Source organism: Bacteroides sp. D1, from assembly GCF_000157095.2.
GTDB classification, from domain to species: Bacteria; Bacteroidota; Bacteroidia; order Bacteroidales; family Bacteroidaceae; genus Bacteroides; species Bacteroides xylanisolvens.
On sequence record NZ_JH114339.1, the window covers coordinates 578,798 to 601,285 of the forward strand.

22 protein-coding genes are annotated in these 22,488 nt (G+C 39.4%); 4 read left to right on the forward strand and 18 right to left on the reverse strand.

Annotated elements, in window-relative coordinates:
- Window positions 1-190 (forward strand): transposase (locus BSAG_RS24270; RefSeq protein ID WP_008997328.1); only part of this gene is annotated, 190 nt, incomplete at its 5' end.
- A gap of 47 nt (window positions 191-237) precedes the next feature.
- Here BSAG_RS24270 and BSAG_RS12070 read toward each other — a convergent pair.
- The 5 genes from BSAG_RS12070 to BSAG_RS12050 all read right to left on the reverse strand — a co-directional run bounded on the left by BSAG_RS12070 (window position 238) and on the right by BSAG_RS12050 (window position 3,993).
- Window positions 238-444 (reverse strand): hypothetical protein, encoded by a 207-nt coding sequence (locus BSAG_RS12070; RefSeq protein ID WP_008026295.1) that lies wholly within the window; start codon window positions 442-444, stop codon window positions 238-240.
- 55 nt (window positions 445-499) lie between these two features.
- A complete protein-coding gene (locus BSAG_RS12065) occupies window positions 500-985 on the reverse strand; it encodes a cold shock domain-containing protein (RefSeq protein ID WP_004315032.1) in 486 nt (161 codons plus the stop codon).
- A gap of 59 nt (window positions 986-1,044) precedes the next feature.
- Window positions 1,045-2,169 carry a DEAD/DEAH box helicase gene (locus BSAG_RS12060; RefSeq protein ID WP_004315031.1) on the reverse strand — a complete coding sequence of 375 codons (1,125 nt, stop codon included), beginning with the start codon at window positions 2,167-2,169 and terminating at the stop codon, window positions 1,045-1,047.
- 94 nt (window positions 2,170-2,263) lie between these two features.
- Window positions 2,264-3,337 (reverse strand): NAD(P)H-dependent flavin oxidoreductase, encoded by a 1,074-nt coding sequence (locus BSAG_RS12055; RefSeq protein WP_032811555.1) that lies wholly within the window; start codon window positions 3,335-3,337, stop codon window positions 2,264-2,266.
- Between the two features lie 356 nt (window positions 3,338-3,693).
- Window positions 3,694-3,993: an RNA recognition motif domain-containing protein gene (locus tag BSAG_RS12050; protein ID WP_004315028.1), complete on the reverse strand. Its 300-nt coding sequence runs from the start codon at window positions 3,991-3,993 to the stop codon at window positions 3,694-3,696.
- A gap of 331 nt (window positions 3,994-4,324) precedes the next feature.
- Here BSAG_RS12050 and BSAG_RS12045 point away from each other — a divergent pair, with 331 nt between their 5' ends.
- Entirely contained in the window at window positions 4,325-5,092 is a 768-nt protein-coding gene (locus BSAG_RS12045) for a LuxR C-terminal-related transcriptional regulator (RefSeq protein WP_004315027.1), read from the forward strand.
- 39 nt (window positions 5,093-5,131) lie between these two features.
- Here BSAG_RS12045 and BSAG_RS12040 read toward each other — a convergent pair whose 3' ends face one another.
- Window positions 5,132-5,716 (reverse strand): hypothetical protein, encoded by a 585-nt coding sequence (locus BSAG_RS12040; protein WP_004315026.1) that lies wholly within the window; start codon window positions 5,714-5,716, stop codon window positions 5,132-5,134.
- A 138-nt stretch (window positions 5,717-5,854) separates the two neighbouring features.
- Between BSAG_RS12040 and BSAG_RS12035 the strand changes: the two genes are divergently transcribed.
- A complete protein-coding gene (locus BSAG_RS12035) occupies window positions 5,855-7,918 on the forward strand; it encodes a HelD family protein (protein WP_004315025.1) in 2,064 nt (687 codons plus the stop codon).
- A 98-nt stretch (window positions 7,919-8,016) separates the two neighbouring features.
- The gene (locus tag BSAG_RS12030) at window positions 8,017-8,313 is read left to right on the forward strand and encodes a DUF1905 domain-containing protein (protein WP_004315024.1); all 297 of its coding nucleotides are present in this window, start codon (window positions 8,017-8,019) and stop codon (window positions 8,311-8,313) included.
- Between the two features lie 91 nt (window positions 8,314-8,404).
- Here the strand turns inward: BSAG_RS12030 and BSAG_RS12025 are convergent, their stop codons facing one another.
- The 12 genes from BSAG_RS12025 to BSAG_RS11970 all read right to left on the reverse strand — a co-directional run bounded on the left by BSAG_RS12025 (window position 8,405) and on the right by BSAG_RS11970 (window position 22,038).
- The gene (locus tag BSAG_RS12025) at window positions 8,405-9,961 is read right to left on the reverse strand and encodes an ATP-binding protein (RefSeq protein ID WP_008771278.1); all 1,557 of its coding nucleotides are present in this window, start codon (window positions 9,959-9,961) and stop codon (window positions 8,405-8,407) included.
- Window positions 9,962-10,109: 148 nt separating this feature from the next.
- Window positions 10,110-11,030: an N-acetylmuramoyl-L-alanine amidase gene (locus BSAG_RS12020; RefSeq protein WP_004315022.1), complete on the reverse strand. Its 921-nt coding sequence runs from the start codon at window positions 11,028-11,030 to the stop codon at window positions 10,110-10,112.
- Between the two features lie 30 nt (window positions 11,031-11,060).
- A complete protein-coding gene (locus BSAG_RS12015) occupies window positions 11,061-11,411 on the reverse strand; it encodes a hypothetical protein (RefSeq protein WP_004296148.1) in 351 nt (116 codons plus the stop codon).
- A gap of 85 nt (window positions 11,412-11,496) precedes the next feature.
- The gene (locus tag BSAG_RS12010) at window positions 11,497-12,015 is read right to left on the reverse strand and encodes an HU family DNA-binding protein (RefSeq protein ID WP_008019164.1); all 519 of its coding nucleotides are present in this window, start codon (window positions 12,013-12,015) and stop codon (window positions 11,497-11,499) included.
- A 384-nt stretch (window positions 12,016-12,399) separates the two neighbouring features.
- Window positions 12,400-13,218: a DUF5106 domain-containing protein gene (locus tag BSAG_RS12005; RefSeq protein ID WP_004315020.1), complete on the reverse strand. Its 819-nt coding sequence runs from the start codon at window positions 13,216-13,218 to the stop codon at window positions 12,400-12,402.
- Between the two features lie 142 nt (window positions 13,219-13,360).
- Window positions 13,361-13,687, reverse strand: coding sequence for a hypothetical protein (locus BSAG_RS12000; protein ID WP_009040202.1), 327 nt, complete (start codon window positions 13,685-13,687; stop codon window positions 13,361-13,363).
- Between the two features lie 35 nt (window positions 13,688-13,722).
- On the reverse strand, window positions 13,723-15,354 hold the full coding sequence (locus BSAG_RS11995; RefSeq protein WP_008771275.1) for a fimbrial protein: 1,632 nt from the start codon (window positions 15,352-15,354) through the stop codon (window positions 13,723-13,725).
- 5 nt (window positions 15,355-15,359) lie between these two features.
- Window positions 15,360-17,345: a hypothetical protein gene (locus BSAG_RS11990; RefSeq protein WP_004315017.1), complete on the reverse strand. Its 1,986-nt coding sequence runs from the start codon at window positions 17,343-17,345 to the stop codon at window positions 15,360-15,362.
- 22 nt (window positions 17,346-17,367) lie between these two features.
- Window positions 17,368-18,366, reverse strand: a complete 999-nt coding sequence (locus BSAG_RS11985) for a FimB/Mfa2 family fimbrial subunit (RefSeq protein WP_004315016.1) — start codon at window positions 18,364-18,366, stop codon at window positions 17,368-17,370.
- A gap of 106 nt (window positions 18,367-18,472) precedes the next feature.
- Window positions 18,473-20,230, reverse strand: a complete 1,758-nt coding sequence (locus BSAG_RS11980) for an Mfa1 family fimbria major subunit (RefSeq protein WP_004315015.1) — start codon at window positions 20,228-20,230, stop codon at window positions 18,473-18,475.
- Window positions 20,231-20,272: 42 nt separating this feature from the next.
- A complete protein-coding gene (locus tag BSAG_RS11975) occupies window positions 20,273-21,436 on the reverse strand; it encodes a DUF3868 domain-containing protein (protein WP_004315014.1) in 1,164 nt (387 codons plus the stop codon).
- An 8-nt stretch (window positions 21,437-21,444) separates the two neighbouring features.
- Window positions 21,445-22,038, reverse strand: a complete 594-nt coding sequence (locus BSAG_RS11970) for a DUF3575 domain-containing protein (protein WP_004315013.1) — start codon at window positions 22,036-22,038, stop codon at window positions 21,445-21,447.
- Window positions 22,039-22,488: the final 450 nt, after the last annotated feature.

The window sequence follows — 22,488 nt, forward strand, 5'->3', positions numbered from 1 at the left end:
CGATACATTCACAACAGTAGCAAACTCTATTGAGAATCATTATGAAAGGATTCTGAACTTCTTTGTGAACAGGAGTACAAATGCAGCAGCGGAAGCATTTAATGCTAAAATCAAAGCATTTAGGGCATCATTTAGAGGAGTAGTGGATATGAGCTTCTTCCTTTTTAGGCTAGCAAAGGTATATGCATGAAGGGAATTGACTAAACTTAATCCCCCAAGAATTACAACTGAGCCCACCTATACTTTGGAGCTATGTAGTTTTTTATAAATCTCTATACGAGCATCTATTTCTGCTTGAGTCAAATGTGCAGGAAGTTCAATGGTAGTCCGCGGAGTTATTGCTACCAGCACTACATCTCCCAGACCTTTTTTGTACTCCTTGATCACGTTTGCAGTAAACTGACTGGATGAAATAACATCACGCATTATATTACCTTTTTTCATATCTCAAATTATTATTTTTTGTTTTTTGTTATACACAAGCAGAATACAGATATTCTTATACAGATTCTGTTTGAGCTAAATTTTCCGGCTTAGATTTGTTTTCCAACGAGATATTGACCGCATTCATCCCTTTCACTCCACGTTCAAGATCAAATGTTACGATATTATTTTCTGTAATATTACCAACGACATTGTTTACATGAAAAAAGTACTTCTCAACGCCGGAAAGATCTTTAATAAAACCAAATCCTCTTGACTCATTAAAAAACTCAACCCGTCCTCTCAAAATAGTTGGCTCTTCATCCTCTTTTTTAGGAGTTGCTATAACTATTTCATCCGGGTTGATCTCTTCTTTTCTGACATTCTCTGTCGGAGGAGTTGAGGTTATTCTCCCGTTCTCATCAACATAAGCAATCATATCTTCAAAGCTGTTTGAGCTGCCCGATAATTTCTTATTTTCTTTCTTCTTTAATTTTTCTTCGCGCTTAGCGATTCTTTTCTTTTCATTTTCACGTTTACCTACTGTCATGGATTTTGCCATAGAAATAATATTTAGTTTATACTATATTTTTAATGAATAAATAATGTAAGTGCTTACTTTCAAATAGTGAAATCAGCCTTATTGAGTTTCTTACCGGTTAACTTTTGAATATCATTCACTAGTTTACGTTCTTCCTGCGAACAGAACGTAAGTGCAGTTCCCATATTCCCTGCTCTTCCTGTACGCCCAATACGGTGCACATAGGTTTCGGGAACATCCGGAAGATCATAGTTGATAACCAAAGGTAATTCGTTAATATCGATCCCCCTGGAAGCAATGTCAGTGGCAACCATCACCCGAGTTTTTCCCGATTTAAAGTTGCCCAATGCAGACTGTCTTGCCGCCTGGCTCTTATTCCCATGAATAGCCTGGCTGCCAATTCCAGCCTTACCCAGAATCTTCACAATCTTATCAGCATTGTGTTTCGTACGTGAGAAGATAAGTACTGACTGATCTTCTGCCTTCGACAATATCGAAATAAGCAACTGGCTTTTCTCCTTCTTTTCAACAAAATACACCAGCTGTTTGATAGAATCTACAGTAGACGATTTCGGTGTTATGTAAATCTTCACCGGATTCTTCAGCAGAGACTTAGTCAAGGAGATAATAGAATCAGGCATTGTTGCCGAGAAAAACAAAGTCTGCTTTTCTTTTGGAAGTTTCGGCAATATCCGCTTAATATCATGGATAAATCCCATATCAAGCATACGGTCAGCCTCATCCAATACAAAATATTGGATAGTGTCCAAATGTATATGTCCCTGACTCATCAGGTCAAGCAAACGTCCCGGAGTAGCGACCAGAATATCAATACCTTTACGCAACAGATCAACCTGCGGGCGTTGATTTACACCACCAAAGATTACTCCATGGCGAATACGAGTATGTTTTGAATAATCGTCAATACATTCACTGATTTGCAAGGCAAGCTCACGTGTGGGCGTCAATATCAAGGCTTTAATTCCCTGACGTCTGGCAGCCTCTTTATCCAGTTGCAAATGCTGTATGATAGGAATAGCAAATGAAGCCGTCTTTCCGGTACCGGTTTGCGCACAGCCTAATATATCTCTTTTTGCCAGTGCAGGCGGAATCGCCTTTTCCTGAATGGGAGTTGGTACTGTATATCCTTTTTCTCCAATTGCTTTTAATATCGGTTCGGTTATATTTAATTCTTTAAATGTCATAAATGTTATTTTTGCTGTACTCAAACAGCGATTAGTTTTATATATAGTGGGAAACCCGAACAATTTCAATCATGAAAAAGCAGAGTTTCAATCATTAAGCCAGTCTGTGGGTTGCTAAAAAAAACTCGCGTTCCAGTGTAGCCATTACTTCTTTTACGCTACTGATTTTTTCTGCGAGAAAGGCATTGCTACCAGCAAATGCATAGCCTTTTTTCATATTTCCTCTGGCTGCATTATATAGAGCCTTAATAATGCAATAAGGACTTTTTGTATAATCACATGTCTTTATACAATGGAATGAGCAACTTTTAGGCCTCTCCAAACCATTATTCACATTGTGAATAAATTCTCCATCAATAGCCCTTCCCGGCATCCCGACAGGACTTTCTATAATAAGAACATCTTCGGACTTGGAATGAATATATACTTCTTTGAATGTTTCTGAAGCATCACATTCAAGGGTGGTAACAAAAATACTCCCCATTTGCACACCGGAAGCTCCCAATTCCATAAAATGCGCTATATCCTCACCTGTCGAAATTCCACCGGCAGCAATCACCGGAATCTGCTTTTGTTCTTTATAACTGGATGCAATCATCACCACTTCCGGAATCAATGCTTCCAGAGCATAATGCTGATCCTGTATTTGTTCTTTTTTAAATCCTAAATGCCCACCGGCTTTAGGCCCTTCCACCACAATTGCATCGGGCAGATAGTTATAGTTTTTTTGCCACTTGTCACAAATAACCTTGGCAGCTCTTGAAGAAGATACAATAGGAACTAACTTGGTTACACTTTCCGGGGTCAAATATGACGGCAGATCAAGCGGAAGTCCCGCACCTGAAAATACCACATCTATCTTTTCCTCAATCGCAGTACGCACCATATCGGCATAATTAGATAAAGCAACCATTACGTTTACGCCAATAATACCTTCTGTTTTTGTACGTGCCTTGTGAATTTCTTCTCTCAGTCCACTTATACATTTCTCCGGATAAGAGCCTTTTCCCTTGGGATATAACAATCCTAAACCCGCACATGATATAACGCCTACTCCGCCTTCATTTGCAACTGCTGATGCCAGACCGGACAGTGAGATTCCTACTCCCATTCCACCTTGTATAACAGGTGTTTTAATTTCAATATTTCCTATAAAGAACGATTTCATATGTTTCATTTTGTATTGGCAAAACAGACAGATAGAAGTGAGCATACTTTATTCAAGTGCTCAATATTTGGTTCTGTCACGAATGATTTACCTTGTTGGATAATTTATTAAACTATATGCCCTTGGCTATTTCAAGAGTATTGTATTACAAAAAAGCCTAATAAATCTATTTTCAGAATGGAAAGTACAGGATTAGAAATTCCTAATTTTGCATAGAAGAGCCAGAATTAGCAGAACTTAAATGTAAAATGATTTTTCGTCTTCTCTATTCAGTAGAGATTCCCCCGTTGAATCATGAAACGGAAACAGCTTTTAAATGAAAGCAGAAGACAGAATCTTCTGCTTTCATTCGGATATTAATATCTTCTAGAGTTATTATAACCACCACGGCCTCCACCGTTTGACGGTCTTTCAGTACGAGGGCGTGCAACGCTTACTGAAATAACCTTCTGGTCGTATTCAACTCCATTCAGTTCATCAATTGCTTTTTGTCCTTCTCCATCGTTCGTCATTTCTACGAAAGCAAATCCTCTGGATCTACCAGTTTCTCTATCAAAAATAACTTTGGCTGAAGAAACTTCTCCAAACTCTGCAAATAAATTTGTTAAGTCGGCATCAGTTGTGCCATAGCTTAAACCTGAAATGTAAATGTTCATCTAAAAATTTTATTAAAATAAATACTATTTTGGAGTGAGGAGGATAATTACAGAAGAGGACTACTTACTAATAATATATTAAAAAGAAGAACTACACAATAATGATTCGTAACTCAAACTCTGGGAACAAAGGTAACACAATAAATTAGATAACTATGTTTTTATTCTATATTTTTCAATAGAAGCTCAATTATTATCATTTGTTAGCATGTCAATCACACAAAACAGTCACAATTAGCAATTCTCTCATTCATTCTTGACCATTTCCCATAATATATCTATTTTTGTTCCAGAACAATTATTAAGATACACCCAACAAATATATCCGAGAATGAAACTAAACACTACAACTAGAGAAGAAATGTGGGCAAAACAACATCTATCCGCCGTCGACATTGACTATGCCGTATGGGAACGGGATAAATCCATGCTTCATCAACTCTCGAAAATGGGTCGTAACTGTACATTTGTTGTCGATGTTTATAAATGCAAATATGCTTACGCCTCTCCGAATTTTGTTGATTTACTGGGATACGACAGCCACAAGATAGAAACATTAGAAAGACAGGGTGATTATCTGGAATCGCGCATCCATCCCGATGATCGCGCACAACTGGCAGCATTACAGGTCATACTAAGCCAATTCATCTATAGCCTGCCTTTTGAGCAACGGAATAACTACTCTAACATTTACAGTTTTCGTATGCTTAATGCGAAACAACAGTACATACGTGTCGCCAGCAGACATCAGGTATTGGAACAGGACCGCAACGGTAAAGCATGGCTTATCATAGGAAACATGGACATATCACCCGACCAAAAAGCCTCTGAAACCGTAGATTGTACCGTCCTGAATCTAAAGAATGGAGAAATATTTTCTCCTTCCCTATCGTTAATGCCTTCTACCAATCTTACTAATCGGGAAATAGAAGTATTACGCCTTATTCAAAAAGGCCTGTTAAGTAAAGAAATCGCAGACAAACTATGCATCAGTATTCATACAGTTAATATTCATCGACAAAATCTGTTACGGAAGTTAGGTGTACAGAATTCCATTGAAGCCATTCGTTTAGGACAAGAGAGTGGATTGCTAGGTTAACACATGCAATCTCTCTCCCCGCACAGTGATCCAGTCTGTCTAAGGCATCCATTCCACCACACCCACCACCGGGTGCAATCTTCTCCATTCCTCAAATTCCGGATAACTACGTACACCATCCTGAATCACAGCTTGATAATACTCCACTCCCATAATTTTTTCCGTATCAGGCGTTTCGTATTTCAATTTCAGGATAGCCAGTCTCATTTCATCTGTCAATACCGCAGAAATGCGTTCGGCCACCCTTTCAAAGTAGCCATCATAACGAGAGCCTTCTTGGATATGAATCATATCCATTTGCCAAAGTTCTCCCTCCATATCCTGATACCATGCATGCCACTCTATACACGCTTCTGCTGTATGTAATAAATTCGTATATTCAATCTTCTTTACGGACGTATTTTCCGCCAATTCAGCCATCGCCCGAAAGCTGGCAGACAAATCCAAAGGGGAAGTATAAATATGAAAATCAATATCCCGATGTTTCATCAATAATCCTGTACGCAACGAACCTACCAGATTCACTTTGGCACCCATCCCCTCCCATATCCGAACAATACGGGTATCCTCTATAATCTCCCAAGCTCTCTGCTGGTTACGTTTTGCCAATTCAAGAATATTCATCTTTTTCCTTATTAAGTAAGTATGCAAAAATAGGAAAAAGGATACATATATAGCTATAAATAACTATTTAATCCCTTAATGGGTTGAGCTAACTTTGTCCGCAATTTCAATTCTTCATCATACAACTAAAAAGAGATTATGATATTCAATCAAACAGAGAAACAGGAAAAAGAGTATTTACAGCAAGTCATAACCACCATCCATGATACGATTAACACCACCAGTACTTCCGTCAAAGAACATATAGACACCCTGCAGGAATACAAGGATTATCTATGGTCGAACAAGGATATCGATCCCCACGAAATCCGTTCCATGCGCGAAAGCATATTAAATCATTTTGCATTAGGTGAAAATGTAATTGACAAACGCAGGCGACTAAGCAAAATACTGGATATCCCCTATTTCGGACGAATCGACTTTCAGGAAAAGAAAGACAAAAGCCAAGTTAGTCCGATCTATATAGGAATACATACTTTCTATGACCTCAATCAAAAAAAGAATCTGATTTACGATTGGCGAGCTCCTATTTCAAGCATGTTCTACGATCATGAATTAGGCGAGGCGTTCTACTCCTCCCCGGCAGGCAAAATTAACGGGACGATCTCACTCAAACGCCAATATCGTATTCGCAAAGGAAAAATGGAGTACATGATTGAAAGTTCCGTAACTGTTCATGACGATATTCTGCAAAAAGAACTATGTTCCAATGCCGACAATAAAATGAAAAATATCGTCACGACAATTCAGAGGGAACAGAATCAGATCATCCGTAATGAAAACGCTTCTGTACTTATTATACAAGGTGTTGCCGGTTCAGGAAAAACCTCTATCGCGCTCCATCGTATTGCCTACCTGCTTTATGCACAGAAAGGACAGATTTCTTCCAAAGACATATTAATCATCTCTCCCAATAAAGTATTTGCCGATTACATTTCTAATGTACTTCCGGAACTTGGCGAAGAGACCGTTCCCGAAACCAACATGGGGCAAATTCTGTCGGACGTAATTGACAACAAATATAAACACCAGAATTTCTTCGAACAGGTGACGGAACTATTAGAAAACCCGACACCCGACTTTATCGAACGGATTCAATACAAAGCCTCCTTCGAGTTTATATCACTACTTGACAAATTCATCCTTTACATGGAAAACAACTATTTCAAAGCAACAGACGTAAAACTCACCAAATATATCACCGTTCCTGCCGAATTTATTAACGAACAGTTCAAACGATTCCACCGCTATCCCATACGTCAACGATTTGAGACTATGACAGATTACATTCTGGAGATGATGCAACTACAATATAATCTCACAGTTAGCACTCCGGAGAAAAACCAACTAAAGAAAGAGATAAAAAAGATGTTCGCGGGAAATAACGCTCTCCAAATCTATAAAGACTTTTTTGAATGGATCGGAAAACCGGAGATGTTCAAGACACGCAAAAATCGCATACTGGAGTATGCGGACTTAGCTCCTTTGGCTTATCTGCATATCGCATTAGATGGGAACAACGCCCAATCTTATGTCAAACACCTTCTGATAGATGAAATGCAAGACTATTCTCCCATACAATACAAAGTGATTCAAAAACTTTATCCGTGTCGAAAAACAATTCTTGGAGACGCTTCCCAATCCGTCAATCCTTATGGATCTTCCACTGCCGGTATGATTCAAAAAGCATTTGTAACAGGAGAAATAATGAAACTTTGCAAAAGCTATCGTTCTACTTTTGAGATTACCAGTTTTGCACAAAAAATTCAATCGAACAATGAATTAGAACCGATTATGAGACATGGAGAACACCCCAAGATTCTTCCATTCAAAAGTACAAAAGAAGAGATCCAAGGTATTGCGGATTTAGTAAACTCCTTCAGGAACTCCCATTATACCTCATTAGGGATCATCTGCAAAACAGAATCCCAAGCAAAAGAACTTGTTCAAAAACTCCAGATATATGCAAACGACATCTCACTTTTGTCAAATCAAAGTTCTGCTTATGTGAAAGGGATTATCATCACTTCTGCCCATATGGCGAAAGGACTAGAATTTGACGAAGTAATCATTCCGCAAACAGATGATAAGAACTATCATTCCAATATTGACAAAAGTATGCTTTATGTGGCAGTTACAAGGGCTATGCACAAGTTAACTTTGACTTATTCTACCACTTTGCCCAGTTGCCAATTCCTATAATAGATGTGTATTCAAACAAACATCGAAAATTAATTAAAAGAAAAAATTATAGCTAATCTCCTATTATTTTCTATTTTTGTACAATGGAAAATAAAGGAATGAAATACGAGTTTACCACAAAAGTTTGGAACTACTCATCGACTGTTGGAACGGGCGGTTGGCACATAGCCTGCCTGCCGAAAGAGATGTCCAAAGAAATAAGAGAGAATCTCGGATTCTTAGAGGAAGGCTGGGGACGGTTGAAGATGACGGCCAAAACAGGCAATACCCAATGGGAAACCGCAATCTGGTTTGACACCAAACTTGATACTTATTTACTTCCTCTCAAAGCGGAAATCAGAAAAAAGGAAAAGATCACAACTGATAAAGAAATAGAGATTATGATTTGGATTTAAAACAAGTGATAAGAAGAACTACCCGCAAAACAAGAGCCGCTTGAACAATCTCAAACGGCTCCGTAACTCCTTTAACAACATGGTTATCGAGCTAATATAACCACCGGTCTATATTCCTTTTTTCTGCACTGAACTCCACTCCAACTTTAACCAACTCACGCCCGTCTACCTGATAAGGTATCAGATAGCCTTTTTCATCAATCTGCTGCAAAGCCTGTTCGGCAGTACCATTCAGTTTAAATTCAAATACATAAATATACTTCGGAGTTTTCACCACTGCATCCGCCCGTCCGCGGGCACTAAGAACCTCTGCTCCGGTAAATTGTCCCATCAATTTGAATACTAAGTAAAATACAACTTGATAATGTCGTTCGGTCTTTTCATTCAGTTCATAAGGGAAATCTGCGAAGAAAGCCTGTAAGCGGGTAAGAAAAGCGTCAACATCACCACTCTCCAATTCACGTACAAATTTACCTAGATAAAAGCCCCGTTCATCATCTACCACTGATGTGTAATAAGGAACCAAAAAATCCATAAATCCATATCGCACTTCATCATTGGGAAATTTCAGCAGGTAGTTTCCAAAACGCTTGTCATACCCCTTTATAGTCAAATAGCCACTCTGATAAATCAACGGAATCGGATTATTAGCATCTACCCTATATTCCATAAACGAAGAAGCATTGGCTTCTACCCCATCAATCAACGTACGCAAATCATACTCACTCTTTTTAAGCAGTTCGACTAAAAAAGTAGGAGTACCGGTTTGGAACCAATAGTTACTAAACTTATACCCGTCAAAAACGTTAAGCACACTGAATGGATTGAATACTCCTTCCGCAAACTCACAAAAATGATAACCGTCATATAAAGCCGTCATCTTATTTAATGTTTCTTCATAAGTCAGTTCATTCGTTTCTGCCAATCGATTCAGTTCAGGAATAAAAGTATCCTCCAATTCTTGTCGTGTAATACCACAAATCGTGGCATACTGCGGCTTCATACTGATATCATTCAGTTGATTCAAATCACTGAACACACTGACTTGCGCAAACTTAGTCACACCGGTAAGGAAAACAAAACGAAGATAACGGTCAGAACTTTTCAATACACCATAGAAGGCCTTCAATGTCTTACGATAGTCATCAAGCAAAGCGTCATCACCCAATGCCTGCAACAAAGGTTTATCATATTCATCCACCAAGACTACGACTCCACGACCAGACTGTTCACAGGCTCGGCGAATTACACCCGCAAAACGTCCGGAGAGAGTTTCCTCATCCTCCCCTTTGCCATATTTCAGTTCCCATTGCGTCAACTGCCTGCTAAGAATTTCGACTAAAGCTTGGGGAGAATCATATTTTTCCGCGTTCAAATCCAAATGTAGTACCGGATATTTCTTCCATTCCTTTTCCATATCGGCTATGGCTAACCCTTCAAATAATTCTTTCTTACCTTCGAAATAAGCTTCGAAAGTAGAAAGAAGAAGACTCTTGCCAAAACGACGAGGACGACTTAAAAAGTAAGGAGTCTCCGTTGAAGCAATTCTCCATACAAGAGCAGTCTTATCCACATAAAGATAATCTCCTTCACGAAGTTTCTCAAAAGTCTGTATTCCAATAGGAAGTTTACGTAATATCCCGTCCATGATTTTTCCTCTATTTTGATTATTCAAAGATACGCATTTCCATGGGAATACACATACAAACTCCACAAAAAAGTACACAGTTTCACAGACAGCACTACCATGACTCCATTTTTCATCAAAACTAACTTTGTACCAGACAAACAACATCTCACTTCCTCTTCACTTTGCAAATCCAACACACAATAACCAAGACCAGCAAAATAATTCCGTACCAATACCAACCTCCGGTTGTCCTATTAGTAGTTTTCTCAACTCCCGTTTTATGAATCTCTGTCTTAGCACTCATATCCGATAAGCTCACAGACTGTGAATTCACTTCTTGAAGAAGTTGTTTCTCATTAACGTTTTTCCTATCCACCACAGTCTTCACCACCATCCCAGCCTTCAATCTAAGCGTATCCACAGGAAATACAAACAACACCTGCTCGATATGCTCCACCACCACCTCCGAATCCTTTTCTGAAGCAACCTTATTTTTAACAAGACTTTTCCCGGAGCTACTATTTAAACTTGAATCAACCCTAACTTCACTCTCCCTATTTATCACCTCTTTCTTACTCCTACATCCCGACAGCAATACAGGCACAACCAAAGCCACCAACAACACAAACAGTAACTCCCTCCCACTCCTCAAAAACTCCTTCACATCAAAACAGGGACAAACCTTCACATATTCATAAGGTTCAATCACTCCGTCACCATTCAAATCCGGTGAAGTATCCCGATGTCCCAACACTTGGAGAATATTATATTCCCGCTGCAAATCCATAATAATCTGATAAAGCACCCGTTTTTGAGCATTCGTCCGGGTATCTGCCGGACGCCCGTTCGCATCCAATCCACCGATATAACATATCCCGACACTCCGCTCATTCCAACCTTTACAATGAGCACCGGCCAGAGAAACATCCCGCCCCTTTTCCAATTTCCCATCCAAACGGACCACATAGTGATACCCGATACCGTTGAACCCACGTTCCCGATGCCAACAGTCAATATCCGCAGCAGTAAAATCCTGCCCGGCTTTCGTAGCCGAACAATGTACTATGATAGAATCTATATTTCTCATGATAATTCATTATTAGTTCAAACGCACCAGTTAATAATCCGAAGGTGGCATACGCTTCACGCACCCTCTAATCTCACACTTCTTCACTTCCGACTCCTTCTGTATCAACTCCACTTCATGACATTTATGTATCCAGTCAATCTTCTCTTCCTGCTCCTTGCGAAGTTCAATATAAAGCCCGTCTATCTTCTCGTCACGTTGAGTCAGCCGTTCTTCCAGCCAGTCCACCTTTTTACGGCGATTTTCTTCTTCCATACTGTTCACGGACGCTTCCTCTTTCCGTGCATCCGTCTTGCGGCAAGTGATATACCTCACTAACCATTTCACAGCTTCCAAACCACCCATAGCGGTAATAAAAGCAAGGATTGTAGTTATTTGCATATTTATATTTTTACGTAGTTATAAAGAAAGAATGAGGCCGAAGCCCCATTCCATACAAACCAGACAGTTCTCAACGGCTCATGAATCAAGCAGCCGGATCCGGTGCTTCACTATTACCACCCGAACCACCATCCGGATCCGGAGTTTCACCCCCATCATCCGAACCGTCACCAACACTACCCAAATCATTAATATGATCCAAATCCTTGAACTTCAATCCATCCGAACGGGTAGTCGTCCCGGTAAACAGACGAATGTCCGAGTTAGCACGAAAACAGATACGAAGCCCTGAAATATTAGCGATCGTAAAATCTTCCGCCTTCTCCGTCCCTTTGCTTTGGGCAGAAAGGTAAAAATATCCCAGACCGGCGATATTCACCGAACGGCCACCCAGCAATGTCTTTCTCAATAACGTACGGAAATCCTTCAATACACTAATCGTTTCACCCTCGCTGACACCGGAAGCTGACGCAATCTCCTTTGCAAACTCATCCAACGTTGCACTCGTATCATACTGATAAGAAATCACCGGATACACTTTCTTTCCTGCTTCTTTATTTGTAGGGTCACACAGGCGAGACACCCTTCTAAATCTAATAGCCATACTACTTTTCTTTTTTTAATGAATACTGTTTTAATTATCACTTCGCTAACGTTAACGATGCAAAGATGCAGCATCTTCCACGGAGATGAAACGACACCAAACAGCCTCATCAGAAAAGTACTAAAAAGCATTTCAGACACATACAGCCACACATAGAGGAACTAAATAAACGACAAGAAAACGACGAAAAGCAGAAAAAAGCGACAAAATCAATACCTGGGGGAGAATAATAAATAAACAAATATATTCAAACTAATAAATATCATAATAAAAAAGTGCACCTTCTTCCCCACCGGGAAAAAGATGCACACACAAACAAAACAAACAATAGGCTACCTTCACAGGCAGCGGAAAAGTCATGATTCCATTTTTCCTATGCCACTATTATATATCATCATACTTATTTAATAAATAACTGGTAACTTCACCTATAGAAGAGGGCTCTTTCAATAATACTTGCTTGTCCTCTCCCAACAAATATATCGAAGGAAGAGAACGCAAAAAATATAGTTCTTTTTCAGTCAACACCTTCCTGACATCATAACCGTTTATCCACACAGAAGGAAGAGACTGCTGATATTCTTTCCACGCATCCATTTCACCTTCTGTACAAATCGTAACAAGAGCAAGTTGCGATAGGGATAGTCCACTATGTTGCAAGAAGGAATTTATTACCGATGATTCAGACAGTTCCATCATTGATTGCCGACAATAAATACAATCCGGATCATAAAACAGCAATAATGTATATTTAGCGGAAATATCCCATAGTTTTTGAAATTCTCCCGTAGAAAGAATGAAAGTAAAATCAGCAGCTTTTATCCCTATCCGGTTCTTTTTAAGCATTTTCAATTGATACAAGGGACGTATACGCATCATTCCATCTAAATGTCCGGATGTTAATACTTCCTCCAATACTGAAATATAATAACTATCATTCCGTAGTGACGAATCAGGTTCATATAGATGATGCTCCAACCGTTGTAGAAACCAACGGTTTACCACCTTATTAACTTTAGTCTTCAACACCAATCTCCTGATATTTTCACAAGCCCTTTCCTCTGTCAGTTCCGACAATTGAGAAAGATAATCCACCAACATCCTTTCTGTAGTGGCAGAGCTGCTTAACCGGATAGTATCTGTAAAATCATACGTATCCCAAAAGCGCTCTATCAGTATGCTGTCTTTTTGTTGCTTTGCCATAGCATTTGATTCACCAGAATTGGCAGAACAAGTACATAAAAGTAAAAACACGCCTAAAGTAATATAAAGAAGTCTTATATATTTCTGATGGATTACCAATCTTAAAAGGTGTAATAACCTTAATCTTCGTTTATTCATAATTCTACAAGTTCAAGCACAATTCATTACACCATTTGACATACTCGTTTTCTCCACCGCAAATCCTTTCCGGCACTTTCATCTCTATACATTCATTCCCGACATATATCCGGCTCATCTCGAATATTTCCATCAGACAATCATCCGATATACACATACAAAAACATATAATATCCGGATTATCATATTTCACGATTTTAATCCCCGGATAAAGTAAAGACAGATAAAAAGCAGAATATCCGAATGCTTTCCATGAATCCTCTAGACAATACAAATAAACAGAGCCTCGATTATCACCTTCTTTTTCCAAAATATCGTTTAATATATTCATCCTCATATCTCCTTTCACTCTTAACACTATTTGAATTATCCTTCCTGACGTATCCGAAGTTCAAAATATCCATTCCTACCAAACAGACGCACCTTTCCTTCACGTGCATTGCCTGTGCCATTTTCCTTTACATGGACAAAAATGTAATCATTAGCAGAGTCTAACTGCGGATAAATAATAGCACCTTCGTGCCGTTGTTCAGCTATCCCGATCCAATCACATGAATCGAACACTTCCCCGTAATTCGTATATAACATAGGAAGCACTGTATATGACCGACCGATAGAGGAATGACGTTCAACAGTTACCGTTTTTTGTAGAACACCATATTGGATAATACTCGTAAAAGAGTATTCCGTACCTGCGACTTCACTCGATTCCGTGAAACACAAGTCCATCTCGACGGGATTATCAGGAGTATCATTACAAACTGTTTCCCCCGTTATTTCTGTCCCATTTGCTTTCACCGTTATCAATCCACGCTGAAGATTAGGATAATCCGGATCAAACATGGTGTAACCTTCCAATGATTCATCCCGGATGCACCGGTAGAAATGACCTAACACAAAAGAATTCAAGATTTCATTACTGTATATAATCCAACGGGAATTTTCAAATCCCATCTGATAACCATTCTGCAAATAATTCTCTTGATAATCATGTGTACCATTATACTCTAATAACATGAATGCTTCCATATCATTAGTAAATCCATTCTTTTCTGCATTCTCGAATGAATTAGCGCCAAATCCCGTAACACTCCGGATATTCAGTTTATAGTAATCATTGCCTACAATTGAAGTCAACGGAACTTTTTCTCCTGTAGCATCATCTATTGTACATAGACGGAGTTTATAGTATCCTTCCCTTTCTGTCCCATCCGCTGCCGTATATTTTCCATGTACAACGATGTGAAATCCTTTATGCGCATCCAACCCCATTTTCCGAATCTGATACAGATAAATAGGATTTGACGAAGGAGCAAGGCTACTGACGGACAAAGTGGACGGACTGGTATAATCCACGTCTGCCAATACAGAGGCTGACACAGGACAACCCAACCAATTTATTGAAATCAATTCAAAATTGTTGTCTGCCACTCCCACACTGAATTTCGCAACATTCCGTTTTAAACTGAAACCATTGCTACCGTCACTTTCCATCGCATTACGAATAGCTATCATGTTGAGTGATGAAAGAGTTATGCGCCTGGTAGCCATTACAAAGGGGGGGGTTACAAGTGCTTTCGTACTTGTGCATATCCTGCTTTCCAAGTCCTGTAAAGTATGTATTGTCCCTGCTTCCATCGGATAATTAGCTATCAGATACAATGTATGCTCTCCTGTCGCCGAAGGAATGTTTACTGTCGTCTTATATTCATTTCCAGTCCATTCCAATACAGGATGCTGATGATAAACAATTTTTCCGTCATGATTGAATATCAGAAAATCCATACTTTCAACCTTTGCTTCATCGGCAGGGGTACCTGTTCCCCGCGTATACACAACAGACTCTTGTTGCACACTTAGTTTCAAAACCATTTGCTCCTGTACTTCTGTTGTATCGTTGATATCCGACATTTCATCACTATTGCAAGCCCCCAAAGAGAAAAGCAATACAAACAGGACTAATTGAATATATTTCTTTTTTACTATCATATCTATCATTTTTCTTATCCAACAGGGGGATAACGTAATTTCACACAACGCACCGTATGTCTCCCATTTCGCAATTCATCCGTCGTGGCACTTCCGTCCGGATCGCTCATTGTTGCTACAATGAAAGTACCATCCTCATTCTTTCCCCAATAACTGTCCGAAAAGAAATTATTGGGAAGCCCGTTGGTTCCGGCATTCAGGAAAACATAATTCATTTCTTTTCCTGTAGGCAATCTCCATCCACTGCCTAAATTTGCACATATAGAGGACGCATTTTCCTTCGTGACATTCGTTACATCTGAACTTGAGACTATAAAATCTGAAAGTTCAGGAGGACGAACATCAAGTGTACAGTTATAGCGATATTTTTTATTCTCTTTATAATCGTCTATGAGATTTCCCGATCCGTAACTTACATATGCCTTTCTGCCATTTGTATCATGTTCCTCTATGCACCATGCTTCAGCAGAATTAATCGCCCAATTTTCACGTATGGTAGCTAATCTCCAGCATCCTTTCCCTCTTGTTGCATCATTCTCATTTATCCCTTCAGGATAATATGCTCTACATCCAGTTTCCCGGGTGGCTCTTTTATAAAACTCATCATTATAAATACCCGTACGTATCCAGTTAGCCTCTTCCCAATATCCCATGGCTTCAGCCCAAGTAACAAGGTTATTTCCGACACGAATTGTTTCAGATCTATAAAGTTGCAGATTAAGTTCAACAGATGCGGTACCCGATTTTAATGTAGTTACATATATAATATCATTACCAGTATTCCAATTTCCACGTCTGAACCCGACGCGACCGCTTTTCTTTGTCGCGTCATCATATTCTATTGTCATCTGCAGTTGATTACCGATTGTCACCTCATCGGGAAGTTTCACTTCAACCGGAGCGTTACAAGCAAAACGCACATACGAGTAAAAGCGTAAAGACTTTACTTCGACCGTCTTTTTGTTGACTGCAAGAAAACTAGCTCCCGTTATTTCAATCGGAACATTGACTTCCGACCATCCGGAAACGTTGGATTTCACTTCAAGGGACTCCTCCCCATAACCGGTAATCGCTTTAATATTCAAACTATAATGCCTGTTGCGGGTTATATTCCATTCTGTAGAATGTGAATCAATTGAATTCATCGCATCACCAATCGGCAAAGTATATATACGGGTGATTCCTCTTGATGTCCCTTTAATGCGCAATACCATTCTGTAAATCTCATCCATCGGCAGATATTCCGGCAAATATATATCACCGGATGACCATGTGAAATGATTCTGTTCTGCACTGCTATTTTCTAGTGAAAAAACGCGGTTATCTAGAAACCCCTCTTCTATCCTGTATTTACAGGAAGCCAGATAACTATACTTTGGAATACGAAGTAACTCCATAGACTCAAGATTAACGAATTCACCTGTAGGGTTTCCATTTTCACAAATCTCCGTACTAAGGTCAAACTTCACACTTAACTTGGCAATCACTCGTTGCAACTTTATCTCCAGTTTTGAAACAGAAGCGGATGCCCCTTCCGGATATATCTCATTTTTACTCCGTACATTCACATTGAGCAACTGCCGGAAAAATACAAATTTTGAAGCACTCAGGCTGCTTTCCGTATTCATCTGAATATTTTTCAATTCTTCAGGGCTATTGATTCCCGAAAGATCTACCGGTTCATTTCCTATCACATAAATATCATTGTATCCTATATAGGTAATGGCAACATAATCTTCATTTACATCTATCAATTGATTGCTGACTAAAACTTTAGGGCCGTAAGGATTGGAAGTACGTGTCGAGAAAATAATAACACGCAATTGTGATACCTCATTTTCATCCCCTGCAACAAGTTTCGGCATGATACTGACAGGAATTTCCTTGCCTTCCCCCTGGCCATTACTATCGGAAGATGCTTCTATTCCGTCAGTACAAGCAGTAAGCAGATATAATAATGTCACAACGAAGCTATATATATAAACTAATTTCAGTCTCATTCTCTCGTTTAATTATAAAGTATCACATTTCCGTATCCTGCAATATGATTGTCCACCCTGATACGGTAACAGCCGTTTGCATATAAGTATCCGTGTCACCGTCCAGATCATCTATAAGCGATATTTCTACTTCATACACATCTTGCCGGTCAAGTTCCGACTGGATGCGGGTATATGGATGCATCCGGATAAGTTCGACTAAGTCAGAACGGTAGAGTTCTTTGGCTGTGCCGTCCTGCATCAAACGTTCTATCAGTAGCGTCAATTTTTCCCCTTCCACCAAACGCATCAAAGAAAAAACGCCTGCAAATTGATTCCATGCATCATTATTTACGCCCTGATATGGATAATATGTCAATTCGTTGCCCGAAGCAACTACAGAATTATCAAATTTATAGGTCGCCCCTTTGGGATCAAGTACACGGACACGCACGCCATCCGCACAGCGGTGAATACATGGTATTCCGCTTTTTTCAAACCACTTCACATTCAGATGCAAATGATTCTCATTCTTTATAAGTGAAAGAACTTCAGTGTGTTCCTTCACATCGTTTACTTCTACTTGTTTCATAGCATGAAAAACAGGAGTCAGTCTATGGTTCACGCTACGGTCTTCAGCTGCGTTGAGTGATAATAACGCCTGCTCAAGCGTAGTTTGTCCGGCAATAAAGGCCGGTTGTAAAGTCACTTCATCAGTCAAGTTTCCCCATGCCACCAACGTATAGCTACCGGCAGAAAGTTCCGGGTCAATCCGAAAATCTTTCGGGAAAGGCGTCCCTTTACGAGTTATACATTTCAAAAAACATCCGGCTGCATCAAATACATACAAGTCTATTTGCTGTACGTCAATGTTGAAGCGATCGGGACAAATATTGTCCGTGTGATGAACATATTCGAAAGCCACCTGGAAACTTCCCTGCGGACAATCGGAAAAATCTTCATTAACGCATCCTGTAATAAGCCATAATAGCATTGATATGTATGCCACCATCCTTCTTTTCCGGTAAAATGTACTATGCATGTTAAATTGTTATTGAGAGGGATTTTAGATTCTTTTACCGGGGACAATGCCCCGGCAAAAGAATCCGTTAAAATCTATTTTTAATGAACCGGCAGACTAATAGCAATTACATTCCCAGTTCTGCATCCTGTTCAACTTTCGTCCATGGTTCCACTGTGATATGTGCCTGCATGTACGTTTTCTGGTTGATGGGATCTGTCGGGTCCACGGTAACATCTTCATCATCGGGATAACCGATTGAAGTAATTTTTGAGATATTTACATTGTAAAAACGGTTGCGCATTACCGAATAGAACAGGTTGTTGGCTTCCGTCTTTCCGTCCATATTATCTTCAACATTCACACGATAATAACAAGTACCTCCGGTGTACTGAAAAATACGTATTGTTCCTTCAATACTTTCCTTATAGCCCGGTAGTGCATTCTTGGGATGCGAATATTTCTTGATGGTAACAACTGAATAAATACCTTCAGAAGTAGAGAATGAGCTTCCATAATATACACTTACAGAATTCTCTATATCACCTTCGTCTACAGCACTTCCCTCGTCTACTGCATTTAACCATTTCTGTTTTCCGGCTTTATTCAAATAAGTCTTTAAAATCATGCCCAAGCCATAGTTTGCCAAGTTTCCACTAAAGTCTGCAGGAGCCGTATAAATCTGATTTTCCCATTCCGGGACAATAAAATATGGCGGTACATCTTTTCCTCCTGTAGTATAATCAGTTCCGTCTAATTTATTTTCGATACTAAGATTGCCACCATCATTTTTCACTTCAACAGCATTAATCATCACATTAGCCGCCGGAGCAAATACACCTTTCACCAACACATAAGTAGTATTTCCCCTTACCGGTGTCTGATTGGAGTTCTCCGGCAAATATATAGACTCTATAGCTTCCCCGTCAGCACTTGCTTTCAAATCCAAATTAGGCTCATTCACCTCGTCATAATATTTAGCGAAATCTGCAAATGTGGAGCTAGTATTAGTCATTGTATAGAACGGCGTAAGGAAACCATCAACATGATTATGCAGAAATATATAGCTCTGAACCGGAAGATTACGAACCGTAAAAGTCGGAGTAAGTAATTTGCCTAATGTATTACTTTCACTATCTTTCAATATCAAAGCATCCGCATTTGCATAAGTAGCCTGCAACTTAGCAGCAGCACGGGATATGAACACCTCCAAATGATTGTTTTTCTTCATTTCCGCCGAACTATCATACGCCGGTTTCGAGCAATCCTCAGCAGAAATCCCGGGATATAATGTGTATTCGGTTGCCTTTAATACATTTGCCATCAGGAAACCATTGGTCGCCGCATTCCCATTACCGGATATTTTATCAAAATTACCGACACGCGATACAGCAACTGCCGTTTCTACACCTTTGGTATGGGCAATACGTCCTGCTTTCGTACAATGTGTCAAAGTAACAGCTTCAAATTGAGCAGTTGTAGTGGTAGACGTAATCCAGTCGTCCTGCATATTAGCTACTACATACACTTTCTTTTTACCGGAAGTTAGTTTCAATACAGCAGTGTGCTCCGTGCCATGTTCATCTACAGTAGCATTATCCGTCTTTGCTTCAAAGCTACCGGACTCATTGAAGATATAAGCCCGCAGATTTTTGATGTTTTTTTCTGTAGTAGTACCTTCATGTGTGTCACCCGTTGCACGTGCTACAACACCATCTTTGCCCAGTTTAAATGTAAACTTCGCCCAAGTAGGCTCTCCCTCTATGACTTCGGTATTACCATTGTCATCGCTTCTTTCTTCACCTAGCTTGTCCTCACTGCTACAAGCAGCAAACGTTATTGTTGCCAGCGCAAATACTCCGATTAGAAAATAATTCTTTCTCATTTTTGTCTTATGATTAAAAAATAAATAATTATATATTGAGATTTATATGGTTCCATTTTTCATCCGGTAATACACCTTGATGTATCCGGCTCGACGCAATTGCGGAAAGAAGTGTTCTTCCAAATAACGATAGGGCACTCCTCTTTTCAAACGTTGCAACTGTCCCTCACGGCCTTTCATTATCGGAACTGAATCAATAATATTCAATACTTCCTTACGGTATTCCATATCAGAGTGTTCCACTTTATAACGTAGTTCTTCCCAGCCCTCATCACCATTCACAAGCGCAAAGCAACTATCCGCCAAAGCAATCCGGTCGGCTATATATTGCTTCAGCGCTTCAGCTCGTTTTCCAGACAATTGTTTATTGAATTCAAAAGCCCCCTCGGGTGAGGAAAGCCCCAATAGCACTACACGAGCTATCTCTACTTCGGGATCTTCACTAATACGGCGAATTACATCAATGATATGTTCCAGCACTCTCTCATTATCCAGATAATTGCTATCTATCTCTGCCTTTGCAAGCTTGAAATAAACAATCTGTGCTCCTTCCTGCTCGCCTGCCAGAATCCTTTTACCCGCTGAATAGTTATCTATGGGTTCTACAAATTTCTCTGTTTCAGCCAGTACTTCCGTAGCACATTTATGCGGTAACATTTCCGGTATTTCCACCTTATTCTTTATTTCCGGCTTAACAATAGAATATCCATCCGTCCGTTTCCACGTAAACAATTCCACCATATCCAACTCCTTTTTCATACAGCAATTTCCAAGTTGCCGCCGTAACACTAACTTTGCCTGCCATATCCAAAGTTGATTGGCTAACATCGGAGTTGAACATGTTATTGTATTCCATTGCCGATTGGATACTGTATATATTAAGTCTTTCTCTGCTTTTGATGAGTGAAGCACTTTTTGTCTTCGAACTATTTTCTCCCGTATTTTGCCATTTACGCGTATGACAGGGAAAGCAAAAGAGTGATTTCCCTTTATATCTATCAATATAGGTGTAAGCAACAACTCATCATTTGCTTTTGTAATGCCGGGAGCAATCATCAAATGAAATCTCAAACTCACAGAATCACCTTGAGCATTCTTCTCTATAGAAAAATTATTGATCTTAATCGAATCATTATTTTGAGCGGAAACTGACATGACCGTTATACTCATAAAAAAGGAAAGTATTATAATCTGAAAACTATTCATTTGGGATATTATTTAAGTAAATATATGATAGATACAGCGGCACGTGTAGGCCCTAAATAATTACGGTTGTTTACGCTTAAACGCTTACCACATTCCTTACACGGGTATTTACTATAATGCAGGTGTGCATAGCCGATCCCTAATGTCCCTTCTATACTCCAATGTGGTGAAAGAATCCACTGATACCCATAACTAAATCCGAATCCGGCAAGATTTCCCTGTCTTCTAAAGTCACCTAGTCCCCAATATCGAATATTACTGACATTATATTGTCCATAAAACAAATGTCCACCAAAGAAATGTCCATTGAACCGTTCACAAAGCCAATAGCGAAGCTCTGATTGTATCAACCAATGCTTCATTTTTCTATTGTTGGAACCATAACCATTCTTACCCAAAGGAAAAGGATTGTAGGCTCCCCACAAGTCAACAGTCAGTTTGGGAGATATCCCCCATTCCACCCCTATGTTTGGTGTTTGTAACAACCCGCCATAAAGTAAATTCGTTTTTACTGCTATATCTTGTGCTCTAACCGCAAAACATCCTAGCAAAGTAAATAGACCAATAAGTATGCCGGCTTTATTTCTTATACAATCATTCATTTTATACAGTCTTTTCAAACTATTTCTTATGCATCTCTATTCCGTAATAGAGATGCATAATTACACATAAATAATAAACATTTAATTATCAACGAATTATATTACAGAAACTAATAACAGAATGTTTCAATATCATAATATAATGAATCATAACAAACAAAATAAATAGTCGCCCCTTAGAATGTGCTTTTACGCCTAATAATCAACATATTAATATATAAATTGCTTTGATATATCTGCAAGTTTTTGTATCTTTATGGTTGAAAACTTGCAGATTATTATGATAAACAAGACCACCCCTCAGCCCTCCTTGTTCAGCTCTTTGACAGACCAGCTGAATCCCAGGCATCCCTTATACCTGCTTGCCAATAAGATAGACTGGCGCCGTTTTGAAGAAGCTTTCTCCCCGCTATACTGTGCCGTCAACGGTCGTCCGGCCAAACCCATCCG